Source organism: Pseudomonas laurylsulfatiphila, assembly GCF_002934665.1.
GTDB lineage: Bacteria > Pseudomonadota > Gammaproteobacteria > Pseudomonadales > Pseudomonadaceae > Aquipseudomonas > Aquipseudomonas laurylsulfatiphila.
This window is the reverse complement of sequence record NZ_NIRS01000003.1, coordinates 13,853-40,655: the sequence shown is the minus strand read 5'-3', so window position 1 is coordinate 40,655 and position 26,803 is coordinate 13,853. Positions and strand designations below refer to the sequence as shown.

Here is a 26,803-nt window from a genome sequence, read left to right as displayed (position 1 = left end):
CAGGAAACCTCATGACCGACGCGTTCGAACTCCCCAGCACAATGGTCCAAGCCCTTCAGCGCCGCGCGGCCCTGACGCCGGATCGGGTGGCCCTGCGTTTTCTTGCCGAGACCCCGGAACAGGCTGTGGTGCTCAGTTATCGCGAGCTGGATCAGCGGGCGCGGACGATTGCCGGCGCCTTGCAGGCTCAAGCGGATGTTGGCGACCGCGCCGTGTTGTTGTTCCCCAGCGGCCCGGATTACGTCGCGGCGTTCTTCGGTTGCCTGTACGCCGGGGTGATCGCGGTGCCGGCCTACCCGCCGGAGTCGACGCGTCGTCATCACCAGGAACGCCTGCTGTCGATCATCAGCGATGCCCAACCGCGCCTGCTGCTGACCAGCGCCGGGCTGCGCGATGCATTGCAGCCAATCGAAGGGGCGCCGCCGTTGCTGTGTGTCGACACCCTCGACGGTGCGCTGGCCGACCGCTGGGTCGCGGCGGATTTGCAGGACGATCACATCGCCTTCCTGCAATACACCTCCGGCTCTACTGCGCTGCCCAAGGGCGTGCAGGTCAGCCACGGTAATCTGGTGGCCAACGAATTGCTGATTCGTCACGGCTTCGGCATCGACCTCAACCCCGACGACGTGATCGTCAGTTGGCTGCCGCTGTACCACGACATGGGCCTGATCGGCGGCTTGCTGCAGCCGATTTTCAGCGGCGTACCTTGCGTGTTGATGTCGCCGGCGTACTTCCTCGGCCGGCCGTTGCGCTGGCTGGAAGCGATCAGCGAATACGGCGGCACCATCAGCGGCGGGCCGGATTTTGCTTATCGCCTGTGCAGCGAGCGGGTCAGCGAATCGGCCCTGGAACGGCTGGACCTGAGTGGCTGGCGCGTGGCGTATTCCGGTTCCGAACCGATTCGCCTCGACACCCTGGAACGCTTCGCCGAGAAGTTCGCGACCTGCGGTTTCACCGCGGACAGCTTCATGGCCTCTTACGGTCTGGCCGAAGCCACCTTGTTTGTGGCCGGCACAGTGCGCGGCGAAGGCATCGGCAACCTGCAGGTGGACGATCAGGCCCTGGCGCAGAACCGGGTGGAAGCGGGCGAGGGCAGCCCGATCATGAGTTGTGGCATCAGCCAGCCGGCTCACGCGGTGCTGATCGTCGACCCGGTCTCGCTCAGCGAACAGGCCGACAACGCCGTCGGCGAAGTCTGGGCCAGCGGGCCGAGCATCGCCCTCGGTTATTGGCGCAACCCTGAGGCGTCCGCCAGGACGTTCGTCCGGCACGCCGGCCAGACCTGGCTGCGAACCGGTGACCTGGGTTTCATGCGCAACGGTGAACTGTTCATCACCGGCCGCCTGAAGGACATGCTGATCGTGCGCGGGCACAACCTGTACCCGCAGGACATCGAACAGACCGTCGAGCGCGAAGTGGAAGTGGTGCGCAAGGGCCGCGTTGCCGCCTTTGCCGTCACGGTCGATGGTCAGGAGGGCATCGGCATCGTCGCCGAAATCAGCCGCAGCGTGCAGAAAATCCTGCCGCCCGAGTCCTTGATCAAGGCCATTCGCCAGGCCGTCGCCGAGGCGTACCAGGAAGCACCGAGCGTGGTGGTGCTGCTCAATCCGGGTGCGCTGCCCAAGACGTCCAGCGGTAAATTGCAACGCTCGGCGTGCCGCAGTCGACTGGCGGGCGGCAGCCTCGACAGCTACGCGGTGTTCCCGTCGGCCAGCACCGAAAGTGCAAGCCAGGTCGAGTCGGGCTCTGAGCTGCAAAACCTGATCGGCCGGATCTGGTGCGAGCAATTGCAGGTCGGGCAGGTGGGCGCCGACGATCATTTCTTCCTGCTCGGCGGCAACTCCATTGCAGCGACGCAAGTGGTGGCGCGCCTGCGTGAAGCGCTGGGACTGGAGTTGAACCTGCGCCTGCTGTTCGAAGCCCCGACCCTCGGCGCATTCGCCGATGCCGTGGCCCGTCAGCAACAGGACGGTGGCCTGGCCCAGGGTGCGATCACGGCGCTGTCGCGCCAGCAACCGATGCCGCAATCGCTGGCACAAAACCGTTTGTGGATCACCTGGCAACTCGACCCCCACAGCAGCGCCTACAATATTCCGGGTGCCTTGCGCTTGCGTGGCGAGCTGGACGAGGACGCATTGCGCGCCAGTTTCCAGCAGTTGATCGAGCGCCACGAATCCTTGCGCACGCGCTTCTTCGAGCGTGATGGCGTGGCGTTGCAACAGGTCGTTGCGGCCTCCGGGTTCAACCTGCAAATGATCGACATCAGCGATCTGCCAGCTGCCGAGCGTGAAGCCCGCGCGCAGCAAATCCGCGAGGATGAAGCGCGGACCCGGTTCGATCTGGAGAAAGGCCCGCTGCTGTGGGTGACGCTGGTTCGCCTCGACGACGAAGACCATCAGTTGTTGGTGACGATGCACCACATCATTGCGGACGGCTGGTCGCTGAATGTGCTGATCGACGAGTTCTCACGCCTGTATGCGGCGGCCTCCCGAGGCCAGCAAGCGCTGCTGGCGCCATTGCCGACGCAGTACGCCGATTACGCCAGCTGGCAGCGCCAATGGCTGGCGCAAGGGGAGGGCGAGCGGCAACTGGCCTACTGGAAAGCCCGTTTGGGCGATGAGCATCCGACCCTGAGCCTGGCCACCGATCATCCACGCTGCGCACAACAACTGCACAGCGCCGCCCGCCATACCGTGCGTCTGGGCGCAGCCCTCAGCGATGGGATTCGCCAGACCGCCCAGGCCCACGAATCGACCTCCTTCATGCTGCTGCTCGCCGCGTTCCAGGCCTTATTGCATCGCTACAGCGGTCAGCGTGACATCCGCATCGGCGTGCCGAACGCCAACCGTCCGCGCCTGGAAACCCAGGGCCTGATGGGTTTTTTCATCAACACCCAGGTGCTGCGCGCCGAGGTGGATTCACGGCTGCCGTTCACCGAACTGCTGGGGCAAACCCGTCAGGCAGCGCTGGGTGCGCAGGCGCATCAGGACTTGCCGTTCGAACAACTGCTTGAAGCCTTCCCGCAGGCCCGTGAACAGGGTTTGTTCCAGGTCATGTTCAACCACCAGCAGCGCGACCTCAGTGCCTTGAAACGCCTGCCGGGGTTGCTGGCCGATGAGCTGCCGTGGCACAGCCGCGAAGCCAAGTTCGATCTGCAATTGCACAGTGAGGAAGATCGCAACGGTCGCCTGAGCCTGTCCTTCGACTATGCCAGCGAGTTGTTCGATGCGGCGACCATCGAGCGTCTGTCCGGGCATTACGCCAACCTGTTGCGTGAAGTCTGCGAGCGTCCGCAAACGGCCCTCGGCGATCTGCAACTGCTCACAGAGCCTGAGCACCATCAACAAGCGAACTGGTCCGTTGCACCCTGCACACCGGCCAGTCAATGGCTGCCGGAACTGCTTGACGAACAAGCCCGGCTGACCCCGCAGCGCACGGCGCTGCTGTGGGACGGCGGTCAGTTGGACTTCGCCGGACTGCACACCCAGGTCAACCGCCTGGCCCACTACCTGCGCGACAAGGGCGTCGGTCCGGACGTGTGCGTGGCCATTGCCTGCGAGCGTTCGCCGCAACTGCTGATCGGCCTGCTGGCGATCATCAAGGCCGGTGGTGCCTATGTACCGCTGGATCCGGACTACCCGGCCGAGCGCCTGTCCTACATGCTCAGCGACAGCGGTGTCGAATTGCTGCTGACGCAAACCTGCTTGCTCGATCGCTTGCCGGCCAGCCAGGGCGTCAGTGTGATCGCCATGGATACCTTGCACCTGGACAGCTGGCCAAGCCAGGCGCCGGGCCTGCATCTGCAGGGCGACAACCTCGCCTATGTGATTTACACCTCGGGATCGACCGGTCAACCCAAAGGCGTCGGCAATACCCACGCGGCGTTGGCCGAGCGCCTGCAATGGATGCAGCAGACCTATCAGTTGAACGAAACCGACGTGCTGATGCAAAAGGCGCCGATCAGTTTCGACGTGTCGGTGTGGGAGGGCTTCTGGCCGCTGATCACCGGTAGTCGCCTGTTGATTGCCGGCCCCGGCGAACACCGCGATCCGCATCGCATCGCGCAGCTTGTGCAAGCGTACGGGGTGACCACGCTGCACTTCGTGCCGCCGCTGCTTTCGTTGTTCATTGACGAACCGCTCAGCGCGCAATGCACGAGCCTGCGCCGCGTATTCTCCGGCGGCGAAGCCTTGCCTGCGGAGCTGCGCAACCGCGTGCTGGCGCAACTGCCGGCCGTACAGTTGCACAACCGCTACGGCCCGACCGAAACCGCAATCAACGTCACCCATTGGCAGTGCTCCAGCGCCGATGGTGAACGCTCGCCGATTGGCCGGCCACTGGGCAATGTGATCTGCCGTGTGCTCGACAGCGAGCTCAATCCGGTTCCGGCCGGTGTGCCGGGGGAGTTGTGCATCAGTGGCAGCGGTCTGGCGCGTGGCTACTTGGGCCGTCCGGGCCTGACTGCCGAACGCTTTGTCGTCGACCCGTTGGGCGAGCACGGCGCGCGTCTGTACCGTACCGGTGATCGTGCACGCTGGACTGGCGATGGCGTGATCGAGTATCTCGGTCGCCTCGATCAGCAGGTCAAGCTGCGCGGCTTCCGCGTCGAGCCGCAAGAAGTCGAAGCCCGTCTGCTGGCGCAGGCGGGTGTCGCCCAAGCGGTGGTGCTGGTGCGCGAAACGGCGGCGGGTGGACAACTGATCGGTTACTTCACCACCACCGATACTGCTGAATCCATCGATGCTCAATCGACTCGCCTGAAAGCGGCGCTGACGGCTCAGCTGCCGGAATACATGGTCCCGGCCCAGCTGATGCGGCTGGACCAAATGCCCCTCGGCCCGAGTGGCAAACTCGACCGTCGTGCCTTGCCGGAACCGCAGTGGCAGGTTCGCGAACACGTTGAGCCCGTGACCGAACTGGAGCAACAGATCGCCGGCATCTGGCGCGAAGTGCTGGGTCTGACGCCAGTCGGCCTGCGCGATGATTTCTTTGCCCTCGGCGGCCACTCGCTGCTGGCCACGCAAATCATCTCCCGCACCCGTCAGGCCTGTGACGTCGAGTTGCCGCTGCGGGCGCTGTTCGAACACAGCGAGCTGGGTGCATTTGCCGAACAGGTCCGCTTGATCCAGGCCAGCGGCAGCACCAACAAACAGCCGCCGATTGATACAATCGACCGTCGCCAGGCGGTGCCGCTGTCCTATTCTCAGCAGCGCATGTGGTTCCTCTGGCTGATGGAGCCGGACAGCCCGGCCTATAACGTGGGCGGCATGGCGCGGCTACGCGGCGTGCTGGATGTCGCGCGTTTCGAAGCGGCCCTGCAAGCCTTGATCATGCGCCATGAAACCCTGCGCACGACATTCCCGAGCGTTGACGGCGTCGCTCGCCAACAGGTGCACATGGAGACCGGCGTGCGCATGGCGTGGAAGGATTTCACCGCACTGGATGCCGAAGGCCGGGAGTGGCAGGTCCAGCAACTGGCCGACGACGAAGCGCACCAGCCGTTCAATCTGGAAACCGGACCGCTGCTGCGTGCGTGCCTGGTCAAGACTGCCGAGCAGGAACACTACTTCGTTCTGACCCTGCACCACATCGTCACCGAAGGCTGGGCGATGGACATCTTTGCCCGGGAACTCAGCGCGCTGTACGAAGCCTTTGTCGACGACCGTGAGTCGCCGCTGGCGCCGTTGCCGGTGCAGTACCTGGATTACAGCGTGTGGCAACGGCAGTGGCTGGAGTCGGGTGAGCGTCAGCGTCAGCTCGATTACTGGACCACGCAACTGGGCCATGAGCATCCGCTGCTGGAGTTGCCGGCTGATCGTCCGCGTCCGCCGGTACAAAGCCATCAGGGTGAGCTGTATCGCTTTGACCTGAGCGACGAGCTCGCGGCCCGGGTCCGTGCCTTCAATGCACAACACGGCCTGACCCTGTTCATGACCATGACCGCCGCACTGGCGACCCTGCTGTACCGCTATAGCGGCCAGACCGACTTGCGCATCGGCGCGCCTGTGGCCAACCGCATTCGTCCGGAAAGCGAAGGGCTGATCGGCGCATTCCTCAACACCCAGGTGCTGCGCTGCCAGCTCGACGGGCAGATGTCTGTCGGCGAGCTGTTCGAGCAGGTGCGGCACACGGTGATCGAAGGCCAGTCCCATCAGGACCTGCCGTTCGATCATCTGGTGGAAGCCTTGCAACCGCCGCGCAGTGCGGCCTACAACCCGTTGTTCCAGGTGATGTGCAACGTGCAGCGCTGGGAGTTCCAGCAAAGCCGCACCCTGGCTGGCATGACGGTCGAGTACCTGGCCAACGATGCCCGCGCGACCAAGTTCGACCTCAACCTGGAAGTCACCGACCTCGACCATCGCCTCGGCTGCTGCCTGACCTACAGCACCGATCTGTTCGACGAACCGCGCATCGCCCGCATGGCCGGGCATTGGCGCAACCTGCTGGAGGCGCTGATTGCCGATCCGCAACAACGCTTGAGCGAACTGCCGCTGCTGGCGTCCGGCGAGCAACAACGTCTGCTCGACAGCCTCGGCGTCGAGGCGGGCGAACATCGGCTGGATCAGTGCATCCATTACCTGTTCGCCGAGCAAGCCCTGGTGCGCCAGGACGCGCCGGCACTGACCTTCGCCGGGCAGACCCTGAGCTACGCCGAACTCGATAGCCGCGCCAATCGCCTGGCCTGGATGCTGCGCGAACGTGGTGTCGGCCCCCAGGTTCGTGTGGGCCTGGCACTCGAGCGTTCGCTGGAAATGGTGGTCGGCCTGTTGGCGATCCTCAAGGCGGGCGGCGCCTATGTGCCGCTGGATCCGGAATACCCGCTGGACCGCTTGCACTACATGATCGAAGACAGCGGCATCGGTTTGCTGCTCAGCGATGCGGCGATGTTCAAGGCCCTGGGCGAGTTGCCAGCGACCGTCGGCCGCTGGTGTCTTGAAGAAGACGCCGCTGCGCTGGCCAACTTCCCTGCCAGCGAGCTGCCGTCGATCAGTCTGGCGCAACATCAGGCCTACCTGATCTACACCTCGGGCTCGACCGGGAAACCGAAAGGCGTGGTGGTGTCCCACGGTGAAATCGCCATGCATTGCCGCGCGGTGATCGAGCGTTTCGGCATGCGCCCCGACGACTGCGAGCTGCACTTCTATTCGATCAACTTCGACGCCGCCACCGAGCGGTTGCTGGTGCCGTTGCTCAGTGGCGCGCACGTGGTGTTGCGAGCGCAAGGGCAGTGGGATGCGGAAGAAATCTGCGGCCTGATCCGTCGTCATCAGATCAACGTACTCGGTTTCACGCCGAGCTACGGCAGCCAGTTGGCGCAATGGCTGGCGACCCAGGACCAGACCCTGCCGGTGCGCATGATCATCACCGGCGGCGAAGCGCTGACCGGTGAGCACCTGGCGCGTATTCGTGCAGCGTTCAAGCCGAGCCGGTTCTTCAACGCCTACGGCCCGACCGAGACCGTGGTCATGCCGCTGGCCAGTCTTGCTCCGCAAGTGCTGGAAGAGGGCGCCGGCAGCGTGCCGATCGGCAGTGTGATCGGCGACCGCGTGGCCTACATTCTCGACGCCGACCTGGCGTTGGTGCCGCAAGGCGCGACGGGCGAGTTGTACGTCGGTGGCGCGGGCCTGGCCCTGGGTTATCACCAGCGTCCGGGCATGACAGCGGAGCGCTTTGTGGCCGATCCGTTTGCCGCCGATGGCGGGCGTATCTACCGCACCGGTGACCTGGTGCGCCAGGGTGCCGATGGCCTGGTGGAATACCTTGGACGCATCGACCACCAAGTGAAGATTCGCGGATTCCGCATCGAGCTCGGTGAAATCGAAACCCGCCTGCTGGACCATGATGCAGTCCGTGAGGCGGTCGTGCTGGCGCTTGACGCACCGAGCGGCAAGCAACTGGTCGGCTATCTGGTGACGGATGTCGCCGAACAGGACGAAGCGCAGCAATCGATGTTGCGCGAAGCCCTCAAGGTGCATCTGAAATCGCAACTGCCGGATTATATGGTGCCCACGCACCTGATCCTGCTGGCAAGTATGCCGTTGACCGGCAACGGTAAACTCGACCGCCGTGCGCTCCCGGCACCGGACCCGGAGTGGAATCGCCAAGACTACTTGGCGCCGACCAACGAGCTCGAAGTCACGCTGGCGCAGATCTGGTGCGAAGTGCTGAACGTCGAGCAGGTCGGTCTCAACGATAACTTCTTCGAACTGGGCGGCGACTCGATCCTGTCGATCCAGGTGGTCAGCCGGGCGCGGCAGCAGGGTATTCACTTCAGCCCTCGCGACCTGTTCCAGCACCAGACCGTGCAGACCCTCGCCGCCGTGGCCACCCGCAGCGAGCAGGTCAACGCCGAGCAGGGCTTGATCATGGGCGAGTCGCGCCTGACACCCATCCAGCACTGGTTCTTCGACACCGATATCGCGCAACGCCAACACTGGAACCAGGCGTTGTTGTTGCAACCGACGGTGGTGCTGGAATCTCATCGCCTGGAGCAGGCGTTGCTGGCGGTGATCGAACAGCACGACGCCTTGCGCCTGCGCTTTGGCAAGGATGCCGGCCAGTGGCAGGCCTTGCACCAGCCGGTCTCCGATGCGCCGGTGTTGTGGCAAGTGCGTGTTTCGTCCATGGATAAATGCGCGGCCTTGTTCGCCGATGCCCAGCGCAGTCTCGACCTTGAACAGGGACCCTTGCTGCGCGTGTTGCTGGTCGATGGCCCTGAAGGCCAGCAACGCTTGTTTATCGCCATTCACCACTTGGTGGTGGACGGTGTGTCGTGGCGGGTGCTGCTCGATGACCTGCAAACCGTATATCGCCAACTGGAAGCACGGCAGTCGGTGAAACTGCCGGCGAAAACCAGCGCCTTCAAGGACTGGGCCGCACGCTTGCAGGCCTACGCCGGCAGCGAGTCCCTGCGCGAAGAGCTGGGCTGGTGGCAGGCGCAACTGGCCGGTCCATGTGCCGATCTGCCCTGCGATCACCCTGAAGGCGGGCGGCAAAACCGTCATGCGCAAACCGTCAGCGTGCGTCTCGACAGCGAGCGTACACGGCAGTTGCTGCAGCAGGCGCCAAGTGCCTATCGCACCCAGGTCAACGACTTGCTGTTGACCGCCTTGGCCCGCGTGCTGTGCCGCTGGAACGGTCAACCATCGGCGCTGATCCAGCTGGAAGGCCACGGCCGCGAAGCGCTGTTCGACGACATCGACCTGACCCGCACGGTGGGCTGGTTCACCAGTGCCTACCCGTTGCGCCTGACGCCGTCGAACATCGAAGAAGCCGCTGGGCAGGGGGCCTCGATCAAGGCGATCAAGGAGCAGCTGCGTGCCGTGCCGCACAAGGGCCTGGGTTATGGCGTGCTGCGTTACCTCGCCGATGAGCCGAGTCGCCACAGCATGGCGGCGTTGCCGCAGGCACCGATTACCTTCAACTACCTTGGCCAGTTCGACCAGAGCTTCGGTGCGGACGCGCTGTTCCATCCACTGGATGAAGCCGTCGGCGCGGCCCACGATGCCAATGCACCGCTACCCAACGAGCTGAGCGTCGACAGTCAGGTGTATGGCGGTGAACTGGTATTGCGCTGGACGTTCAGCGCCGAACGCTTCGATCCGTCAACCATCGGCGAGTTGGCCGATGCCTACCTCGGTGAGTTGAGCAGTCTGATCGAGCATTGCCTGCGCGACGACGCCGGTGGCCTGACGCCGTCGGACTTCCCGCTGGCGCAGCTCAATCAGACGCAACTGGATGCGCTGCCGGTGCCGGCCGCCGCTATCGAAGACGTCTACCCGTTGACCCCGATGCAGGAAGGCATGCTGTTGCACACCTTGCTGGAGCCGGGCACCGGCCTGTACTACATGCAGGACCGCTACCGCATCAACAGCGAGCTGGATCCGCAGCGTTTCGCCCAGGCCTGGCAAGCCGTCGTCGCCCGCCACGAAGCATTGCGCGCGTCGTTCTGCTGGAACGTCGGCGCGGACATGCTGCAGGTGATCCACAAGCCGGGCAGCACACCGATCGAGTACCTCGACTGGCGTGATATCGCCGAGGCCGAGCAAGAGCCGAAGCTGCAAACCTTGCTCAAGACCGAACGCGAGGCGGGTTTCGATCTGCTCAACCAGGCGCCGTTCCACTTGCGTCTGATCCGGGTCGGCGCGGCGCGCTACTGGTTCATGATGAGCAACCACCACATCCTCATCGATGCCTGGTGCCGCTCGCTGCTGATGAACGATTTCTTCGAGATCTACAGCGCCCTCGGCGAAGGCCGGGAAGCGCAGCTTGGGCCTGTGTCGCGTTATCGCGACTACATTGGCTGGCTGCAACGCCAGAGCCTGGACGAAGCGCGGCAATGGTGGAAAACCAACCTGCAGGGGTTTGAGCGGACCACGCCGATCCCGAGCGACCGGCCGTTCCTGCGTGAACATGCCGGCGACAGTGGCGGCATGATCGTCGGCGACCGCTACACCAGGCTCGATGCCCGTGACGGTGCGCAACTGCGCGAACTGGCCCAGGCCCATCAGTTGACCATCAACACCTTCGCCCAGGCGGCGTGGGCGCTGGTGCTGCGACGCTTGAGCGGTGATCGCGACGTGCTGTTCGGCGTCACCGTGGCCGGGCGTCCGGTGGAGATGCCGCAGATGCAGCGCACCGTCGGCCTGTTCATCAACAGCATCGCGCTGCGGGTGAAAATGCCCGAGGACGGCCAGCGATGCAGCGTGCGCCAGTGGCTCAGCGGTCTGCTCGACAGCAACATGCAACTGCGTGAATACGAATACCTGCCGTTGGTGAGCATCCAGGAGCAAAGCGAGCTGCCCAAGGGGCAGCCACTGTTCGACAGCCTGTTCGTGTTCGAAAACGCCCCGGTGGAAGTCTCGGTGCTGGACCGTGCGCAGAGCCTCAACGCGACCTCGGATTCGGGCCGGACCCACACCAACTTCCCGCTGACGGCCGTGTGCTATCCGGGGGATGACCTGGGCTTGCACCTGTCCTACGACCAGCGCTACTTCGATGAAGCCACGGTCGAGCGCATGCTTGGCGAGTTCAAGCGTTTGCTGCTGGCGCTGGTGGAAGGTTTCCATGGCGACATGGCCGACCTGCCGTTGCTGGGGGCCGAGGAGCAGGACTTCCTCCTCCATGGTTGCAACCAGAGCGAACACGAGTATCCGCTGGAGCAGAGCTACGTTTCATTGTTTGAGACGCAGGTCGCCCGCCACCCTCAGCGGATTGCCGCCACCGGTCTTGACCGGCAGTACAGTTATCTGGAGCTGAACCAGCGCAGTAACCGTCTCGGTCATGCATTGATCGCCGCCGGCGTCGGGCGCGATCAACCGGTGGCATTGCTGGCCGAACGCAGCCTCGATCTGCTGGGCATGATCATCGGCAGCTTCAAGGCCGGCGCGGGTTACCTGCCGCTGGACCCGGGCCTGCCCAGCCAGCGTCTGAGCCGGATCATCGAACTGAGCCGCACGCCACTGCTGGTGTGCACGCAAGCGTGCCGTGAACAGGCGCAGGCCTTGCTTGACGAGTTCGGCTGCGCCAGCCGGCCACGGCTGCTGGTCTGGGAGGAGGTCCAGGCCCTTGCGCTGTCGGCGGACAACCCAGGCATCTACAGCGGCCCGGACAACCTCGCTTATGTGATCTACACCTCCGGTTCCACCGGTTTGCCCAAAGGCGTGATGGTCGAGCAGCGCGGCATGCTCAATAACCAATTGAGCAAAGTGCCGTACCTGAACCTGAGCGACGCCGACGTGATCGCCCAGACCGCCTCGCAAAGCTTCGACATTTCCGTGTGGCAGTTCCTCGCCGCGCCACTGTTCGGCGCGCGGGTGGACATCGTGCCGAACACCATCGCCCACGATCCGCAGGGTTTGCTGGCGCATGTTGCGGCCCAGGGCATCACCGTGCTGGAAAGCGTGCCATCGCTGATCCAGGGCATGCTCGCCCAGGAGCGCATGAGCCTCGACGGCCTGCGCTGGATGCTGCCGACCGGTGAGGCGATGCCGCCGGAACTGGCGCATCAATGGTTGCTGCGCTATCCGCAGATCGGCCTGGTGAATGCCTACGGTCCGGCGGAGTGCTCGGATGATGTGGCGTTCTTCCGTGTCGACCTGGCCTCGAGCCGCGGCAGCTATTTGCCGATCGGTACGCCGACTGACAATAACCTGTTGTATGTGCTCGATGGCGCACTGGAACTGGTGCCGCTGGGTGCCGTGGGTGAACTGTGCGTCGCCGGCACCGGGGTCGGGCGCGGTTATGTCAGCGACCCGCTGCGCACGGCTCCGGTATTTGTGCCGAACCCGTTCGGCGCGCCGGGCGAGCGCCTGTATCGCACCGGCGACCTGGCCCGCCGTCGCAGTGACGGCGTGCTGGAGTACGTGGGGCGCATCGACCATCAGGTGAAGATTCGCGGCTACCGCATCGAGTTGGGTGAAATCGAGGCGCGCCTGCATGAACAACCGGAAGTTCGCGATGCGGCGGTGGGTGTGCAGGAAGGGGCGAACGGCAAGCATCTGGTGGGCTATCTGGTCGCGGCGGAGGTTGCGTTGAGTTCGGCCGAGGGATTGGAGCGAATCAACCAACGCCTGCGCGCCGACCTGCCGGAATACATGGTGCCGCTGCATTGGCTGTGGCTGGACAAGATGCCGCTGAACGCCAACGGCAAACTGGACCGCAAGGCCCTGCCGGCGCTGGAGATCGGCCAGATGCAGAGCCAGGATTACCAGGCGCCGCGCAATGACCTGGAGCAGACCCTGGCGGACATTTGGGCTGAGGTACTGAAGGTCGAGAAGGTGGGTGTTCGCGACAACTTCTTCGAACTGGGCGGGCATTCGCTGCTGGCCACGCAGATCGCCTCACGGGTGCAGAAAACCCTGCAACGGGACGTGCCGTTGCGGGCGATGTTCGAGTGCAGCACGGTGGAGGCGTTGGCCGGGTACATCGACGGATTGGCGGCCAGCGAGATCACCGAGGAGAAGGTGGATCGCCTGAATGACCTGATGGCGGAGCTGGAGGGGTTGTAGATCTCCATCACCGTTAAACGGGTCACGCTGACAGTACGTCGATGCAGACTGCATCGACGTACTGTCGGATGCTCAGACGGGATTGGGTTCTCCCTGGTGCCAGATGGTCAGGTTATCGATAGATCCGTGCTTTAAACTTTCCACTTCGATGTAATGGAGCAGGTGACCTTGCGGGGTCTGAAAATTAACCCATGTCCGGCTTTCAACCCAGCGCTCCTCTAGCAATAAATCACCCTCGCCCATGAACTTGAAGGTCGCACCTTCGCCGGTTGTCGCGTAGGCAAACCTGATGCGGCTGCACTTCCATTTGAGCAGTAAGCGTGCTCGCCGCAATTGCTCTGGTGCGCCTCCGCAGCAAAGCGCCAACGCCTGCCCCTTAAGCATTTCTGGATAGTTTTCGGGGGGAGTTCGCACGACATGCAGCCCGATGCCCGTGTGAGAGTCTTGAGGCAATCCAAACTTCAAAAGACGTGTGTCGATAGTGCTGCCAGGTCCGAGGAACTCTTTTTTCGGATAGCTTTCAAAGTCGTCGAACTCCTCAATTTCAGTCACCCGTAGCTTGGCCGTGGTGTGAAGCAGCTCATGGCCGTTTTCCGGCAAGAGGGAGACCGAAGGGTCTACCGGCGGTGTTCCGGGTGCACCGTCGAACGTCACGGCCACATTCAAGGTGACAGAGGAGTAGTCCTCACAACCGGCCAGCCAGGTGCGCGAGAGCTCCAGTTCAAATTCACCTCCAGACTCGGCTTCCTGAGTTGTCACGACGTGGTTTTCCACTACCCACGCGAAACGGTAGTTGCCAATCAGGTGTTCATTGCCTACAGACAGGATCCACAAGCGCTGTCCGGCGGCAATGAGGGGCCACTTTGGCAGGGCGATCCGGGCATTGCCGGGAAACCAACGCATGTCCAGCCACCAATCGCCTTCAACCAATTCCAGATCACAAAATTCAGGTGCTGGCAGGTCCTCAGGTTCAATCATTTCGACTGTCAGTTCCAGTCGGTAAGACTCTTGCGTCTGATCGTCCAGTGTCGCGGTGTACCAAACGGGAATGGTTTTACCGACACAGGCACCGATGACTGACGCATCGATCGGAATCACCACACTGCCACTGGCACGTCCATCGACAACCGGCAGTGTGGGCGTGCCTGCACCTGGTGGCCCGTCCCAATGCAATTGAATCCGGTGTCTTTTGCTCATGCCTTCAAAGGCAACGGTGACCTTGGTGCCATTCATGGCATCCAGGGGATAGAGCAGATTCTCACTGGTTGCGTACTTGACTTTGGGGTACGGCAATTCCGGCGATTTTTTTTTAGCCACGGTAACCACTCCTGTCGCTATATCGGCGATTTTGGCAGTGGTTAGATATGCTCTCGAAACAGGGGGGCGGCTACTGTCAGACTTGACAGTTTTACTGGCGAAAAAGGTGATTCCGACCGATGGCTCCGAGCGCCTGCCCACGATGGCGCTTATACAAACACATACATTCTGGCGATTGACTGCGACCGGTCAGCCGCTCAGTCTTCCGGTTCAATTTTTCCCGCGGAGACAGTCGATGCCCTTCGTAACGATAGATGGACAAGCCCTTCACTACATCGATCAAGGCACAGGCCCGGCGGTGCTGCTGGCCGGCAGTTACCTGTGGGACCAGGGCATGTGGGCGCCGCAGATTGCCGCGCTGGCGCAACAGTATCGTGTGATAGCCCTGGACCTGTGGGGGCTCGGTCAATCCGGGCCGTTGCCTGTCGGCACTGTATCGCTGGATGACCTGGCGCGTCAGGCATTGGTCTTGCTCGATCATCTGGACATCGAGCGGGTCACGCTGGTCGGTTTGTCGGTCGGTGGCATGTGGGGAACGCGCCTGGCCTTATCGGCTGCACACCGGATCAACGGTCTGGTGCTGATGGACACCTATGTCGGCGCGGAACCTGAGCCGACCCGCCAGTATTACTTTTCACTGTTGAAGCAGATCGAAGAGGCGGGTGTCATCACTCCTGCGCTGCTGGACATTGTGGTGCCGATCTTCTTTCGCCCCGGTATCGACCCGCAATCGGCGCTGTATCGGAACTTCCGTGCTGCGTTGGCTGCCTTGCCCGCCGATCGCCTGCGTGAAAGCATCGTGCCGATGGGGCGCATTACCTTTGGTCGTGATGACTGTATGAACCGGCTGGGCGAGCTGGACGCTGCCTGCACTCTGGTGATGTGCGGTGATCAGGACATTCCGCGTCCGCCGGAGGAAGCCCGTGAAATGGCGGAGTTGATCGGTTGCCCGTGGGTGCTGGTGCCGGAGGCGGGGCATATTTCCAGTCTGGAGAATCCGCAGTTCGTGACCGAAACCCTGCTGGCATTTTTGGCCGAGAGAGTTTAGTCGGTTGTGCTGGCCTCATCGCGGGCAAGCCCGCTCCCACAAGGGCAGGTGGCGAACACAGATTTTGTGAACACCATAGTCTCCTGTAGGAGCGGGCTTGCCCGCGATGGCGTCAGTGTGATCACCGTGAATCCGACGGCGGGCTACTTACTTCGGCCCGAGAATCTTCACCAGTTTGTCCGGTGACGGCGCGCCTTGCTGTTGTTGCAGATTACCCTTGTCGTCCATGTAGAAAATCGCCGGGGTCGCCTGCAACTCCAGCTCTTCCATCAATTGCATGTTGGCCGCGAACTTTGCCTGAATCGCTGGCGGTACTTCCTTCAAGGCCTTGAGCGAGCTGCCCTTGCCGGCGGCTTCGTGGTCCTGCAGGGCTTTTTCCGGGTCTTTGGCGGCAAGCAGTGCGGCGGATTTCCCCGGGCTGTCTTCGCGGATGATGCCCACCATGATGTGGCGCAACTGCACCTTGCCGGCCTTGACCCACGGCCGCGCCTGTTCCCAGAACATGTTGCAGTACGGGCAGTTCGGGTCACTGAACAGGTACACCACGCGCGGCGCATCCTTCTTGCCGTCGCCGATCCAGTTGCTGGTTTCGAACTTGGCCCAGACTTCCTTGGCCATCGGCGCGTACACCAGTTTCTGCAATGGCGCGCTGCTCAGGTCATTACCCTCGGCGTCATACAGGTTGCCCAGCAACACGTGTTTGCCATCCGGGGTCAGGTACAGCGCCATACCGCGGCCCTGGTATTGCGCGGCATACCCGCGCAAGCCGTCAGGGGCGTCGAACTGGCCGACGATTTTCGCGCCCTTGGCCTCGATTTTCCTGATCGCATCGGGCAACTCTTCGGCCTGCACCGATGGCAGGTGCAGCAGGGCAGCACCGAGGCTCAGGGTCAGCAGGTGGCGGAGGCGGGGCATGGCAGTTTCCTTGAAGAGGTGGCGGATAGGGTGTCGAAGTTTTCCAGTGCGCGAGCCAGGCTGGCGTTTGACAGCTCACCCAGATGGCTGCCCAGCAGGCGACCTTCGGGGCTGTAGAACAGCGTAGTCGGCAATGCCATGGAACCGACGGCCTGGCCCAGTCGCCCGCCGCCGTCGAACAGCACATTGGACAGGCTCAGGCCCTGGGTCTCCAGAAAGGTCGCGACGCTTTGCATGCTTTCCGCCTGATTGACGAACAGGAACGTCAGGTCCGGACGTTGTTGCTGGGCGCTTTCCAGCACCGGCATTTCCCGGCGGCACGGCGGGCACCAGGTGGCCCAGAGATTGATGACCAACGGGCCGCCCTTGTAGTCGGCCAGTTGCACGGTTTCGCCGGCGGCGTTGCGCAGGGCGATTTCCGGCAGGCGTGTGCCTTGTTCATAAATCGACAGGGAGAACGTTGCGAGCATCCAGAACGCCAGGCCGCTGGCCGCGCCAAAGCCCAGTGGGCGGCGCAGACCCGGGCGACGCCAGCCGCGATACAGCGTGGCGAGCAGCACGACAATCACCCCCGGCCAGGCGAGAAAACCGCCATCGCGCAGGTCGATGATCTGCCACGGATCATTGCGGTAGTGCGCCCAATAGATCGCAACGAAACCGATCCGGGCCGCCAGCATGCCCAGCAGAAACAGGCTGAACAGCGCGGACTCGGGGTTATCTCCGCCACGCTTGGCCACCCGCCAGCCGACAAAAGTGGCCAGTGCCAGCGCACTGATCAGCAGCAGGTGATTGAGCGCGATGGCAAAGGTGCCGAGGGTGAAGGTCAGCATTAACGGGCGTCTCGGGTGGTAATCCAGCGTTGCAGGAAAGTGTCGGCATCGACCTCGCCGGTGATGCGCTGGCTGCGCCGTTCTTCACCGTCAGCGCCAATCCACAGCAGGCTCGGTGGCCCTGGCACTTTGTAACGGCCGAGCAACTCGCGGCTGGCGGCATTGTCGGCGGTGACGTCCAGGCGGAGCAAGCGCACATCGCTCAAGGCTTGCAGGACATTGGTGTTGCCGAAGACCTGTTTTTCCATGACCTTGCACGACACACACCAGTCAGCGTAGTAGTCCAGCAGCACCCACTGGCCCTGCGCCTGCGCGGCGTCGAGCTCCCGTTGCAATGCCTGCGGATCCTTGATGGTGGTGAAGGCATCGTGGCCAACCGGCACGGCGGCCACCGCCTGGTTCGAGGCGCGGAAAACCTGCAACGGCTTGAACGGATCGTCACTGCCACCGGCCGCCCCGATCACCAGCAGGCTGCCCCACAAACCGAGCAGCAATGAACTGGCGCCAAACAGGTGGGCAATGCGGCCGAAACCTTCCGACTGTTTCCAGGCACTGTACGCCGTGATCAACAGCAGCGCACCGCACAAGCCGACCCACAGGGATTCGTCCAGCACCGGGCGCAACATCAGCAACGCGGTGGCGAGGAACAGAAAGCCGAAAATGCCTTTGACCAGGTTCATCCAGGCGCCCGGCTTGGGCATGAAGCGATTGCCCACGGTCACCAGCAACAGCAGCGGTACGCCGATGCCGATGCCCATGGCAAACAGAATCAATCCGCCATGCAACGCGTTACCGCTTTGCGCGATGTAGAGCAGGGCACCGGCCAGTGGTGCAGTCATGCAAGGCCCGACCAGCAGACCGGACAGGGCGCCCAGCACCCCGGCGCCGATCAGGCTGCCGCCGCGTTGATTGCGCGAGACGTTTTCCAGGCGATCACGCACGGCCACCGGCAGTTGCAGCTCGAAGTAGCCGAACATCGGCAGCGCCAGCAACACGAAAATCGCCGCGAAACTGCCCAGCAGCCAGGGGTTTTGCAACCAGGCTTGCAGGTTCGCCCCCAGGGAGGCGGCCAGGACACCCATCGCCGCATACACCAGCGCCATGCTGACCACGTAACTGCCGGCCAGGGCAAAACCGCGCTTGGGCGTGGCGCCGCTGCCGACGATCAATCCCGCCAGAATCGGCAGCATCGGCAATGAACAGGGGGTGAAGGCCAGCAACAGGCCCAGGCCGAAGAACAGCACAAGGCTCCAGCCCAGCGCCCGTTGCTGCAGGCCGCTGGCCAGCGCCTGGTCCGGTGCTTCAGTGAGGGTGTTCGCCACACGGGCATCGCCCAGATCGACGATTCTGGTTTGCGGTGGATAACACAAACCCGCATCGGCGCAACCCTGGTAACTGACTTTCACCTGACCACTGGCCCCGGCTGGAATCTTCAGTTCCAGGGCCTGGCGATAGACCTGTTGCTGACCGAAGAACTCATCGCTGTGATCTTCGCCTTGGGGCAAAGCGGGATGCTGCTCGACGGGTAAACCGTCGAACTTCAAACGTTTTTGATACAGGTAATAGCCGTCGGTAATTTGCCAGAACAGCTGAGTCTCACCGGATTCCAGGCGTTCGGAAGTAAAGGCAAAGGCCTTGTCGACTGGAAGAAATTCAGGTTTTGTTTCAAATGGATTGTTGCCGGCCTGGGCCTGCCCCAGGCCGGCAAACAATGCCAGCAGCAAGAAAACGAAGTAACGCATCGACAACACCTGGCTTATATAATCCGTCCACGATGATGGCCATCGATTAACCGGGTGTTAACGCAGTCAAGTCGAGCGTTTGCAGTGACAGATGCCGCGTGGTGTCGTTGTCCAGGTCCGATCATCTGACCGAGCTGTAGGTCAGCCTGTACTCGGACATTGGCGGATGATCGGCTTCCCACTGCCGGCGCCGCATCGATCTGAGCGGTTGTCATGTCTTTCGCAATGGTCTGCAGGTCCTGCGCGGCCAGGGCGTGTACGGACAACTCCCGGGTGGTTTCGGTGATCAGCCAGAACAAACCGTAACTTTTGACCAGATCCTCCGTGAAGCCATATTCGTCAGCGCCATCTTCAGCGGTGTAGAAACCACCGAGGGCACGGCCATAGTTCAGTAATCCGTAGACATCATTGCGCTGTGCACGTTTTTCAACCCATTGACGCCTGACCGGGAGATCCCAGAGGATTGGCGGTCGATTGGCGCACCAGTGCATGGCCCTGGAAAAACCACTGGCGGCGGCTTTTTTCAGTAAACCGTCGATGGCGATATCCCGCTCGGCTTTGTCGACAATGAGCGTCTCGTCCTCCTCATATTTGATCGCGAGAATGTACTGGGCCTCCATCGATCCGGCATCGGCCGCTTTTTTTAGCGTCGCAATGTCCTGGTCCAGTTCGTACAGCGCCAGCATGGCGTCGGCATTGCCTTTATCCGCCTCTGCCTGAGCCAGTTCCCTGGCCTTTTTCAGGGAGTCATCGTCGCCCAGCCGCATCAGGGCATACACATGATTTTGCGCCGCGGCCAGTCCATACCACTTTTTGGCATCATCGCTCAGGCCCTTTGCCCGGCGCCTGAAGACTTCGCCCAAGGCATATTGCGCATCCCGATTGCCAGCTGTTGCGCCAATGGTCAGGTAGGTTTGCGAATGGGTGAACTCGCCCAGGTTGTACTATGCCAGTCCCTTGGTCGTGGCTTGTATTTGCAGTTCGGTCACCTGGGTGGTTTGCATGACCAACCCGTCACGCAGGTTAAAAAGTGTCGTGAGCGCAGATTCGTGGGTATACATGGTGTGTGCCTGTGTTGAATTGAATTTGAGTGCTACCCGACACAGACTATTGAGATGGGGAGGGATGGATGCGGTACATATGTATTGCATTCAATCAATCCTGGGGCGCCATTGTCCCACTCCGGGTCGCAGGCATAATCCGGAGTTAATCGACGGTGTATTCAATCGTCATATTTGCGAAGGTTTCACCATGCACGTACTGGTTTGCGAAGACGATGAACTGATCGCCAGTGGCATCGTCGCCGGTCTGACCGCCCAGGGCCTGACCGTGGAACATGTGGCCACGGCGTCTTCCGCCCGGGCGATGCTCAAGGTGGCGGAGTTCGATGTCATGGTGCTCGACCTCGGGCTGCCGGACGAAGACGGCCTCAAGCTGCTGCAGCAATTGCGCCATCAGGGCCTGGAGTTGCCGGTTTTGATCCTCACCGCGCGTGATTCGGTCACCGACCGCGTCGATGGCCTGCAAGCCGGTGCCGATGATTACCTGCTCAAACCCTTCGACCTGCGCGAACTCGCTGCGCGCCTGCACACGCTGTTGCGACGGGTGGCGGGGCGCAGCGTCAACCTGATCGAGCACGGCGCCCTGACCTACGACCCGAGCAGCCGCGAAACCACACTCGCCGGCCAGCCGGTGGACCTCTCGCGTCGCGAGCAGTCGCTGCTGCAAGCCTTGTTGCATAACCGTGGCCGGGTGCTGTCCACCGAGCAGCTGAAGGACAGCGTCTACGGTTTCAATGACGAACTGGAAAGCAACGCCCTCAACGTCCATATCCATCACCTGCGGCGCAAGCTCGGCAATGGCATTGTCGAGACCGTACGCGGCCTGGGTTATCGCCTGGGGCCGGCTGATGGCGGAGAAGAATCGAAGTGATGAGTCTGCGTTTGCGCCTGAGCCTGACGCTTGGCGCCGCGTTTGCGCTGATCTGGGCCCTGGCCGCGGCCTGGATGCTCAGCGATTTGCGCAATCAAATGATGTTTTCCCTCGACCAGCGCCTGGTGGCGTCGGCGCGCATGGTCGCCGGCCTGATGGAGCAACTGCCGCCCGTGCCGAGCAAGGGCGAGGGCACCCACTTCAGCGCCGAACAATTGAACATACCGGGTGGCATGGCGTGCCAGGTCAGCTCGTTGCGCGGTGAAATCCTGGCCCGCAGCCACACCGATCCGCAGCAGACTCTGGAGGCCGAGAAGCTGGGTTTTCACGATCAGATGATCGACGGCGCGCCGTGGCGCAGTTTCACACTGGCCCGGGGCGATCTGCGCATCACCACCGCCGACCGGCAGATTGAGCGTGAGGCGTTGAACATGTCGATCCTGCTGGCCGCTTCGGTACCGGTGGGCGTGGCACTGCTCGGTTGCCTGTGCCTGCTCTGGCTGGGCATCGGCCAGGGGCTGGCGCCGCTCAACCGCATGCGCGACGCCTTGATGCGCCGCAGCGCCGACTCCCTGGAACCCTTGCAGATCCAGCCATTGCCCAGCGAGCTGCAACCCTTGCTGGAAACCCAGAACCAGTTGCTCCAGCGCATCGGCAAGACCATCGAGCGCGAACGTCGCCTGACTGGTGACGCGGCCCACGAGTTGCGCAGCCCGCTGACCGCCATCAAGACCCACCTGCAAGTGGCGCGCATGACCGACGGTAGTGCCCGGGACCAATCCCTGGCGCGCGCCGAAGAAGGGGCGGATCGCATGCACCGCACCCTCGAGCAATTGCTGCTGTTGGCGCGAGTCGAGGGCAGCCTGTCGTTTGACGACGGTGTGCAGTGCAACGCCGAGCAAGTGGCAAAACTGGCGATCCAGGATGCGGCGAGCGGTGATCGCCAGCGCATCAGGTTTCAGGCGCCGGGCAAGGTCTCTGCTGCGCCAGTACAAATGCCCGCGGTGCTGTCGATCGCCGCGCTGCGCAATTTGCTCGACAACGCACTGCGCCACACTCCCGCCGACAAAGCGGTGGAGTTGAGCCTGGAAACCACCGGCAATCGTGTGCAGTTCGTGGTGCGCGACCATGGGCCGGGGATTGCCGAAGAGGATTTGCAACACTTGACCCAACGCTTCTGGCGCAACGGCCAGAGCACGGGTTGTGGCCTGGGGCTGGCGATTGTCCAGGCGATCGTTCAGCGTTGCGGTTGTACGCTGCTTTTCGATAGCCGACCGGACGGCTTGCGGGTCGAACTGACGATGCCGCTGCAACCGGTCTGAAAAACACCGCAGAACCCCTGTAGGAGCGAGCCTGCTCGCGAAGGCGCAGTGTCAGTCGACATAAATGTTGACTGACCCAGCGCCTTCGCGAGCAGGCTCGCTCCCACAGTTTTTCCGGGGGGCTCAAGAAAGCGGCTTGAAAGTCTAAATCCTCACCCCGCTGATGCGTTTCCAGAACAGGAAAACCGTATTGAGGGGTCGAGAGATGTCAGTCGCTACCAGCCTTATCGAAGATCAGCCGGCCCGGGTCGCTCCGACGTCCGCCGAGACGCTTTATCAATTTAACGAATCACCGTTGCTGGCCCGCCAGAGCCAGCAAGAATCAAACGCCCGCAGTTATCCACGACGCATTCCCCTGGCGCTCAAGCGCGCCAAGGGTATTCATGTCGAAGACGTCGAAGGCCGCACGTTCATCGACTGCCTGGCCGGTGCCGGGACCCTGGCACTGGGGCACAACCACCCGGTGGTGATCCAGGCCATCCAGCAGGTGCTGACCGATGAACTGCCGTTGCACACCCTGGACCTGACCACCCCGGTCAAGGATCAGTTCGTCCAGGACCTGTTCGGCCTGCTGCCGCCTGCCCTGGCCGCTGAAGCGAAGATCCAGTTCTGCGGTCCTACGGGCACCGATGCCGTGGAAGCCGCCCTGAAGCTGGTGCGTACCGCCACTGGCCGCAGCACTGTGATCTCGTTCCAGGGCGGGTATCACGGCATGAGCCAGGGCGCGCTGAGCCTGATGGGCAGCCTCGGGCCGAAAAAGCCGCTGGGCGCCTTGCTCGGCAGCGGCGTGCAGTTCATGCCGTACCCTTACGATTACCGCTGCCCGTTCGGGTTGGGCGGTGCGCCAGGGGTGAAAGCCAACCTGAGTTATCTGGAAAACCTGCTCAACGATCCCGAGGCCGGCGTGCAATTGCCAGCGGCGGTGATCGTGGAGGTGGTGCAGGGCGAGGGTGGGGTGATCCCGGCCGACCTGGACTGGTTGCGCGGTGTGCGGCGGATCACCGAAAAGGCGGGCGTTGCCCTGATCGTCGATGAAATCCAGAGCGGATTCGCCCGTACCGGCAAGATGTTTGCCTTCGAGCACGCCGGGATCATTCCCGATGTCGTGGTGATGTCCAAGGCCATCGGCGGCAGCCTGCCGCTGGCGGTGGTGGTCTACCGCGAGTGGCTCGACACCTGGCTGCCGGGCGCCCACGCCGGGACCTTCCGTGGCAACCAGATGGCCATGGCCGCCGGTTCCGCAGTGATACGTTATCTGGTCGAACACAAGGTCTGCGAGCATGCCGCCGCCATGGGCGAGCGCCTGGCAGAGCACCTGCGCATCCTGCAACGGGACTTCCCGCAACTGGGTGATATTCGTGGGCGTGGCTTGATGCTCGGTGTCGAACTGGTCGATCCGACGGGCGCACCGGATGCCCAGGGTCACCCGCCGGCGTTCGCCCGCCTGGCACCCCTGGTACAGCGCGAATGCCTCAAGCGTGGCTTGATCCTGGAACTCGGCGGCCGTCATGGCGCGGTGGTGCGCTTCCTGCCGCCACTGGTGATCAGCGCTGCGGAAATCGATCAGGTGGCCGGGATTTTCGGCCGGGCCCTGGCTGCTGCCACCCACGATCTGTAAATTTTTCGCGCCGCGCAACGTTCCTTCTACATAACGGCTGCGCACACGGCGCAGCCCGCTCAACATCGATGGAGAGACAGCATGACTTCAGTATTCGACCGCGAGGACATCCTCTTTCAGGTCGTGGTCAACCATGAAGAGCAATACTCGATCTGGCCCGATTACAAAGCCGTGCCGCAGGGCTGGCGCACCGTGGGCAAAAGCGGGCTGAAAAAGGAATGCCTGGCCTATATCGAAGAGACCTGGACCGACATGCGTCCGTTGAGCCTTCGCCAGAAGATGGATGAGCAGGCGGCTGTGGCGCACTGAGTCGTCGCGCATAAAAGAGCCCGCTGAGCCGGTAAGGTCAGCGGGCTTTTTCATCTCTGGCAGCAAATTTGTGCGCATCGCAGAACCTGTAGGAGCTGGCTTGTCGGGTCGCCGCATCGCAGCGATGGGCGTTAACGAAGACGAGTACTCAATGGATGAGCGCGGTGCCTTTGAGTCCATCGCTGGCAAGCCAGCTCCTACAGGACTACGCGCCGCTCAACCCCTTGATCAGCAAGTCCACATTCCCCTCCAGCTCCGCCACCGGATCCCCGGCATCGGTGCTCAACACCACCAACCGGCTACCCGATTCGGCAATCACCGCTTTCACAGCATCCGAAGGCTGCCGGTGATGCAGTACCACCGCCACATCATTGTCCTTGAGCATCGCGCTCAACGCCTTGAGCGCTTCCGCTGTCCATTGCGCATCCGGTCGCGCATCCAGCCCCACCAGCTCCAGATTGAGCCCACCGATCAGGTAGCCGAAATGATCGCTGAGGCTCATCACACTGAGGTTATCGGCCGCAGCAAGCCGCGCTTCGCTGTCAGCGCTGAGCTTGAGCAAACGCTGCTTCAACACCGCCAGGTTGCCTTCGATCCTGGGCTTGGCCTCGGGGGCCAGGCGTACCAGGTCCGCCGCCATCACGTCGGCCATGCGGCCCATGTTGTTGCTGGAAAACCACGGCTGGCTGTTGAGGCCGTCGACGCTGTTGCCCGGCTGCACGGCGATGCCGGGCAGGGCGCCGTCCACCGGGCGGGCGGCATCGACTTCGACGATACGGATATTGCTGCGCCGGGAGATCGGGTACAGCGGGTCATCTGGCCATAGTGAGCGAAGGCCGATCACCGCATCGGCATCCTTCGCCAGTTGGGCCAGCGCCGGAGCACCTCGGCCGGTGAAGTAGGCTGTCTGGCGGCTGCCGGGTAGATTGGCCGGCGCGGCGCGTTCGAGGCTGACATCGGTGCCCTTGAGCAGCACTTCACCGAGACCATAAGTAATCGGCAAAGCGGCCAGCACGCGCAGCGGTTTGCCGTTGTTTGCGGCGAAGGTCGTGGCGGTCAGCCCGCACAGGGCCACCGCGAGGGTCAGTTGGCGCAGAGAAACAATCATTTATCCAAGGTTCCCTTTCAGGCTGGGGACGATGCCGCGCGCAATGGCGGCCAGGGCGAAGGCGATACCGGCCACGAGGATGATCGCGGCGCCGGACGGAATCGGCAGGTCGAAGACGATCGGTGCGAGAATCCCGCACAGCGTGCTGACGGTGGCGATCAGCACCGAACACCAGAAAAAGCCCTTCAGCGATTGGCTGAGCAAACGCGCCGCCGCTGCCGGAATCACCAGCAGCGCGCCGACCAGAATCGCACCGATGACCTTCACCGCAGCGACGGTGATCAGCGTCACCAGAATCACGAACAGATAATCCAGGGCCTTCACCGCCACCCCGCGCACCGCCGCCAGTTGCGGATTGAAGCTGGCGAGCATGATGCGGTTGTACAAAGGCAAAGCCAGGGCCATCACCAGCGAACCGACAATGGCCAGCACCAGCAAGTCATTGCCGTTGACCGTCAGCACCGAACCGAACAGCACGTTTTCCAGGATGTGCACGTTGATCTTGCCCGCCAGAATCAACAGCAGGCTGGCGCCCAAGGCGAGCGATACCGAGAGGAACACGCCGATCAAGGTGTCAGGCGCCAGGCCGGTGCGGTTGCGCAGGTAGTTGAGCAGAATGCCGAACAGCAGGCAGTAGCCGAACAGGCTGCCGTAGGGGCCGGTGTAGGGTTCGCCGAGCAAAATGCCGATGGCCACGCCGGTCAACGCGGCATGGCCGACGGCTTCGGAGAAAAACGCGAAGCGCTTGACCACCACCAGCGTACCCAGGCCGCCCAGCACCGGGCCGATCAGCAGGCCGGCGAGCAGCGCATTGACCACAAATCCATAGGCCAGCGCCTCGGGCAGATAACCCGACGATGCCCAACCCTGGACCATCAGGCGAAAAGCTTCGTAACTCATCAGGCAAGGCTCCGTGGGTGAGTCGAGAACAGCGTCAGCAGGCGCTCCGGCGTCAGTGCCTGTTGCGGCGTGGCGTCGAACAGCACGCGGCGATTGAGGCCGGTGACGTGATCGGCCAGGCGCCCGACCGCTTCCAGGTCGTGCTCGATCCACAGCACGGTGATGCCCGCCGCTCGCCAGTCGCCGAGCAGGCGTTCGAACACCCGGATCCCGGCCTCATCGAGGGCCGACATCGGCTCGTCGAGCACCAGCAGTTGCGGAGGCGGGATCAGCCCCTGGGCCAGCAATACCCGCTGGCGTTCGCCACCGGACAATGCACCCATGCGGCGCTTGCGCTTGTCCTGCATGCCGACCCGCTCAAGGGCCTCGCCAATCGCCGCCGCGTAATGTTTGCTCAAACCGAGAAAGGCCGGGCGACGCTGGCACATGGCAGCCATGAAATCGTCGACGGTCATCGGCAAACCCCGGTCGAACTCCAGCGCCTGTGGCACATAGCCGATGGTTCCCGGCCCGGCCGACCACTGCAGGCACAAGCGGCCCTGATGCGGCATTTGCCCGAGCAGGGTCTTGATCAGCGAGCTCTTGCCGCCGCCGTTGGGGCCGACCAGCGCATGCACGCTGCCGGGGCGGACCTGGAAGGTCACCCTGTCGAGGATCGTCGTGCGGCCCAGCGTCAGGCTGACGTTGGCGAAATCCAGGGCCGGGCCGGGAACCTGTGGGAGCAGCATTGTGTCATTCAACGATGATGTTGA

Annotated in this window: 14 protein-coding genes; 6 read left to right on the top strand and 8 right to left on the bottom strand. The window is 62.9% G+C overall.

Annotated features, from left to right (window positions below):
* The first annotated feature begins 11 nt into the window (after nt 1-11).
* The gene (locus CD175_RS10570; protein ID WP_104448884.1) at nt 12-13,010 is read left to right on the top strand and encodes a non-ribosomal peptide synthetase; all 12,999 of its coding nucleotides are present in this window, start codon (nt 12-14) and stop codon (nt 13,008-13,010) included.
* Nucleotides 13,011-13,082: 72 nt separating this feature from the next.
* Here CD175_RS10570 and CD175_RS10565 read toward each other — a convergent pair whose 3' ends face one another.
* Entirely contained in the window at nt 13,083-14,327 is a 1,245-nt protein-coding gene (locus tag CD175_RS10565; protein ID WP_104448883.1) for a hypothetical protein, read from the bottom strand.
* A 235-nt stretch (nt 14,328-14,562) separates the two neighbouring features.
* On the opposite strand from CD175_RS10565, the gene CD175_RS10560 reads away from it, so the two are divergent.
* Nucleotides 14,563-15,375, top strand: coding sequence for an alpha/beta fold hydrolase (locus CD175_RS10560; protein ID WP_104448882.1), 813 nt, complete (start codon nt 14,563-14,565; stop codon nt 15,373-15,375).
* A 147-nt stretch (nt 15,376-15,522) separates the two neighbouring features.
* On the opposite strand, the gene dsbG is transcribed toward CD175_RS10560, so the two are convergent.
* The 4 genes from dsbG to CD175_RS10540 are packed head-to-tail and all read right to left on the bottom strand — an operon-like array spanning nt 15,523 to nt 19,725.
* Nucleotides 15,523-16,290: a thiol:disulfide interchange protein DsbG gene (gene dsbG / locus CD175_RS10555; protein WP_102700840.1), complete on the bottom strand. Its 768-nt coding sequence runs from the start codon at nt 16,288-16,290 to the stop codon at nt 15,523-15,525.
* On the bottom strand, nt 16,266-17,120 hold the full coding sequence (locus tag CD175_RS10550; RefSeq protein WP_104448881.1) for a TlpA family protein disulfide reductase: 855 nt from the start codon (nt 17,118-17,120) through the stop codon (nt 16,266-16,268). The genes dsbG and CD175_RS10550 overlap by 25 nt, the downstream gene beginning before the upstream one ends.
* Nucleotides 17,120-18,862: a protein-disulfide reductase DsbD gene (gene dsbD / locus CD175_RS10545; protein WP_104448880.1), complete on the bottom strand. Its 1,743-nt coding sequence runs from the start codon at nt 18,860-18,862 to the stop codon at nt 17,120-17,122. Before dsbD ends, CD175_RS10550 begins: the two co-directional genes overlap by 1 nt.
* 14 nt (nt 18,863-18,876) lie before the next feature.
* Nucleotides 18,877-19,725: an SEL1-like repeat protein gene (locus CD175_RS10540; protein WP_240628968.1), complete on the bottom strand. Its 849-nt coding sequence runs from the start codon at nt 19,723-19,725 to the stop codon at nt 18,877-18,879.
* Between the two features lie 388 nt (nt 19,726-20,113).
* On the opposite strand from CD175_RS10540, the gene CD175_RS10535 reads away from it, so the two are divergent.
* From CD175_RS10535 to CD175_RS10515, 4 genes are all read left to right on the top strand, one after another.
* Nucleotides 20,114-20,794 (top strand): response regulator, encoded by a 681-nt coding sequence (locus CD175_RS10535; RefSeq protein ID WP_104448879.1) that lies wholly within the window; start codon nt 20,114-20,116, stop codon nt 20,792-20,794.
* Complete coding sequence (locus tag CD175_RS10530; RefSeq protein WP_104448878.1) at nt 20,791-22,116, top strand: ATP-binding protein; 1,326 nt, start codon at nt 20,791-20,793, stop codon at nt 22,114-22,116. Before CD175_RS10535 ends, CD175_RS10530 begins: the two co-directional genes overlap by 4 nt.
* Nucleotides 22,117-22,321: 205 nt before the next feature.
* Nucleotides 22,322-23,734, top strand: coding sequence for an aspartate aminotransferase family protein (locus tag CD175_RS10520; protein WP_104448876.1), 1,413 nt, complete (start codon nt 22,322-22,324; stop codon nt 23,732-23,734).
* Between the two features lie 81 nt (nt 23,735-23,815).
* Nucleotides 23,816-24,043 (top strand): MbtH family protein, encoded by a 228-nt coding sequence (locus CD175_RS10515; protein ID WP_057713869.1) that lies wholly within the window; start codon nt 23,816-23,818, stop codon nt 24,041-24,043.
* 205 nt (nt 24,044-24,248) lie between these two features.
* Here the strand turns inward: CD175_RS10515 and CD175_RS10510 are convergent, their stop codons facing one another.
* From CD175_RS10510 to CD175_RS10500, 3 genes are read right to left on the bottom strand one after another with little or no spacing between them, the layout of a single operon-like run.
* Nucleotides 24,249-25,151 carry a metal ABC transporter substrate-binding protein gene (locus tag CD175_RS10510; RefSeq protein WP_104448875.1) on the bottom strand — a complete coding sequence of 301 codons (903 nt, stop codon included), beginning with the start codon at nt 25,149-25,151 and terminating at the stop codon, nt 24,249-24,251.
* On the bottom strand, nt 25,152-26,051 hold the full coding sequence (locus tag CD175_RS10505; RefSeq protein ID WP_095968106.1) for a metal ABC transporter permease: 900 nt from the start codon (nt 26,049-26,051) through the stop codon (nt 25,152-25,154).
* Nucleotides 26,051-26,779, bottom strand: a complete 729-nt coding sequence (locus CD175_RS10500) for a metal ABC transporter ATP-binding protein (protein WP_167399520.1) — start codon at nt 26,777-26,779, stop codon at nt 26,051-26,053. Before CD175_RS10500 ends, CD175_RS10505 begins: the two co-directional genes overlap by 1 nt.
* Between the last annotated feature and the right edge of the window lie 24 nt (nt 26,780-26,803).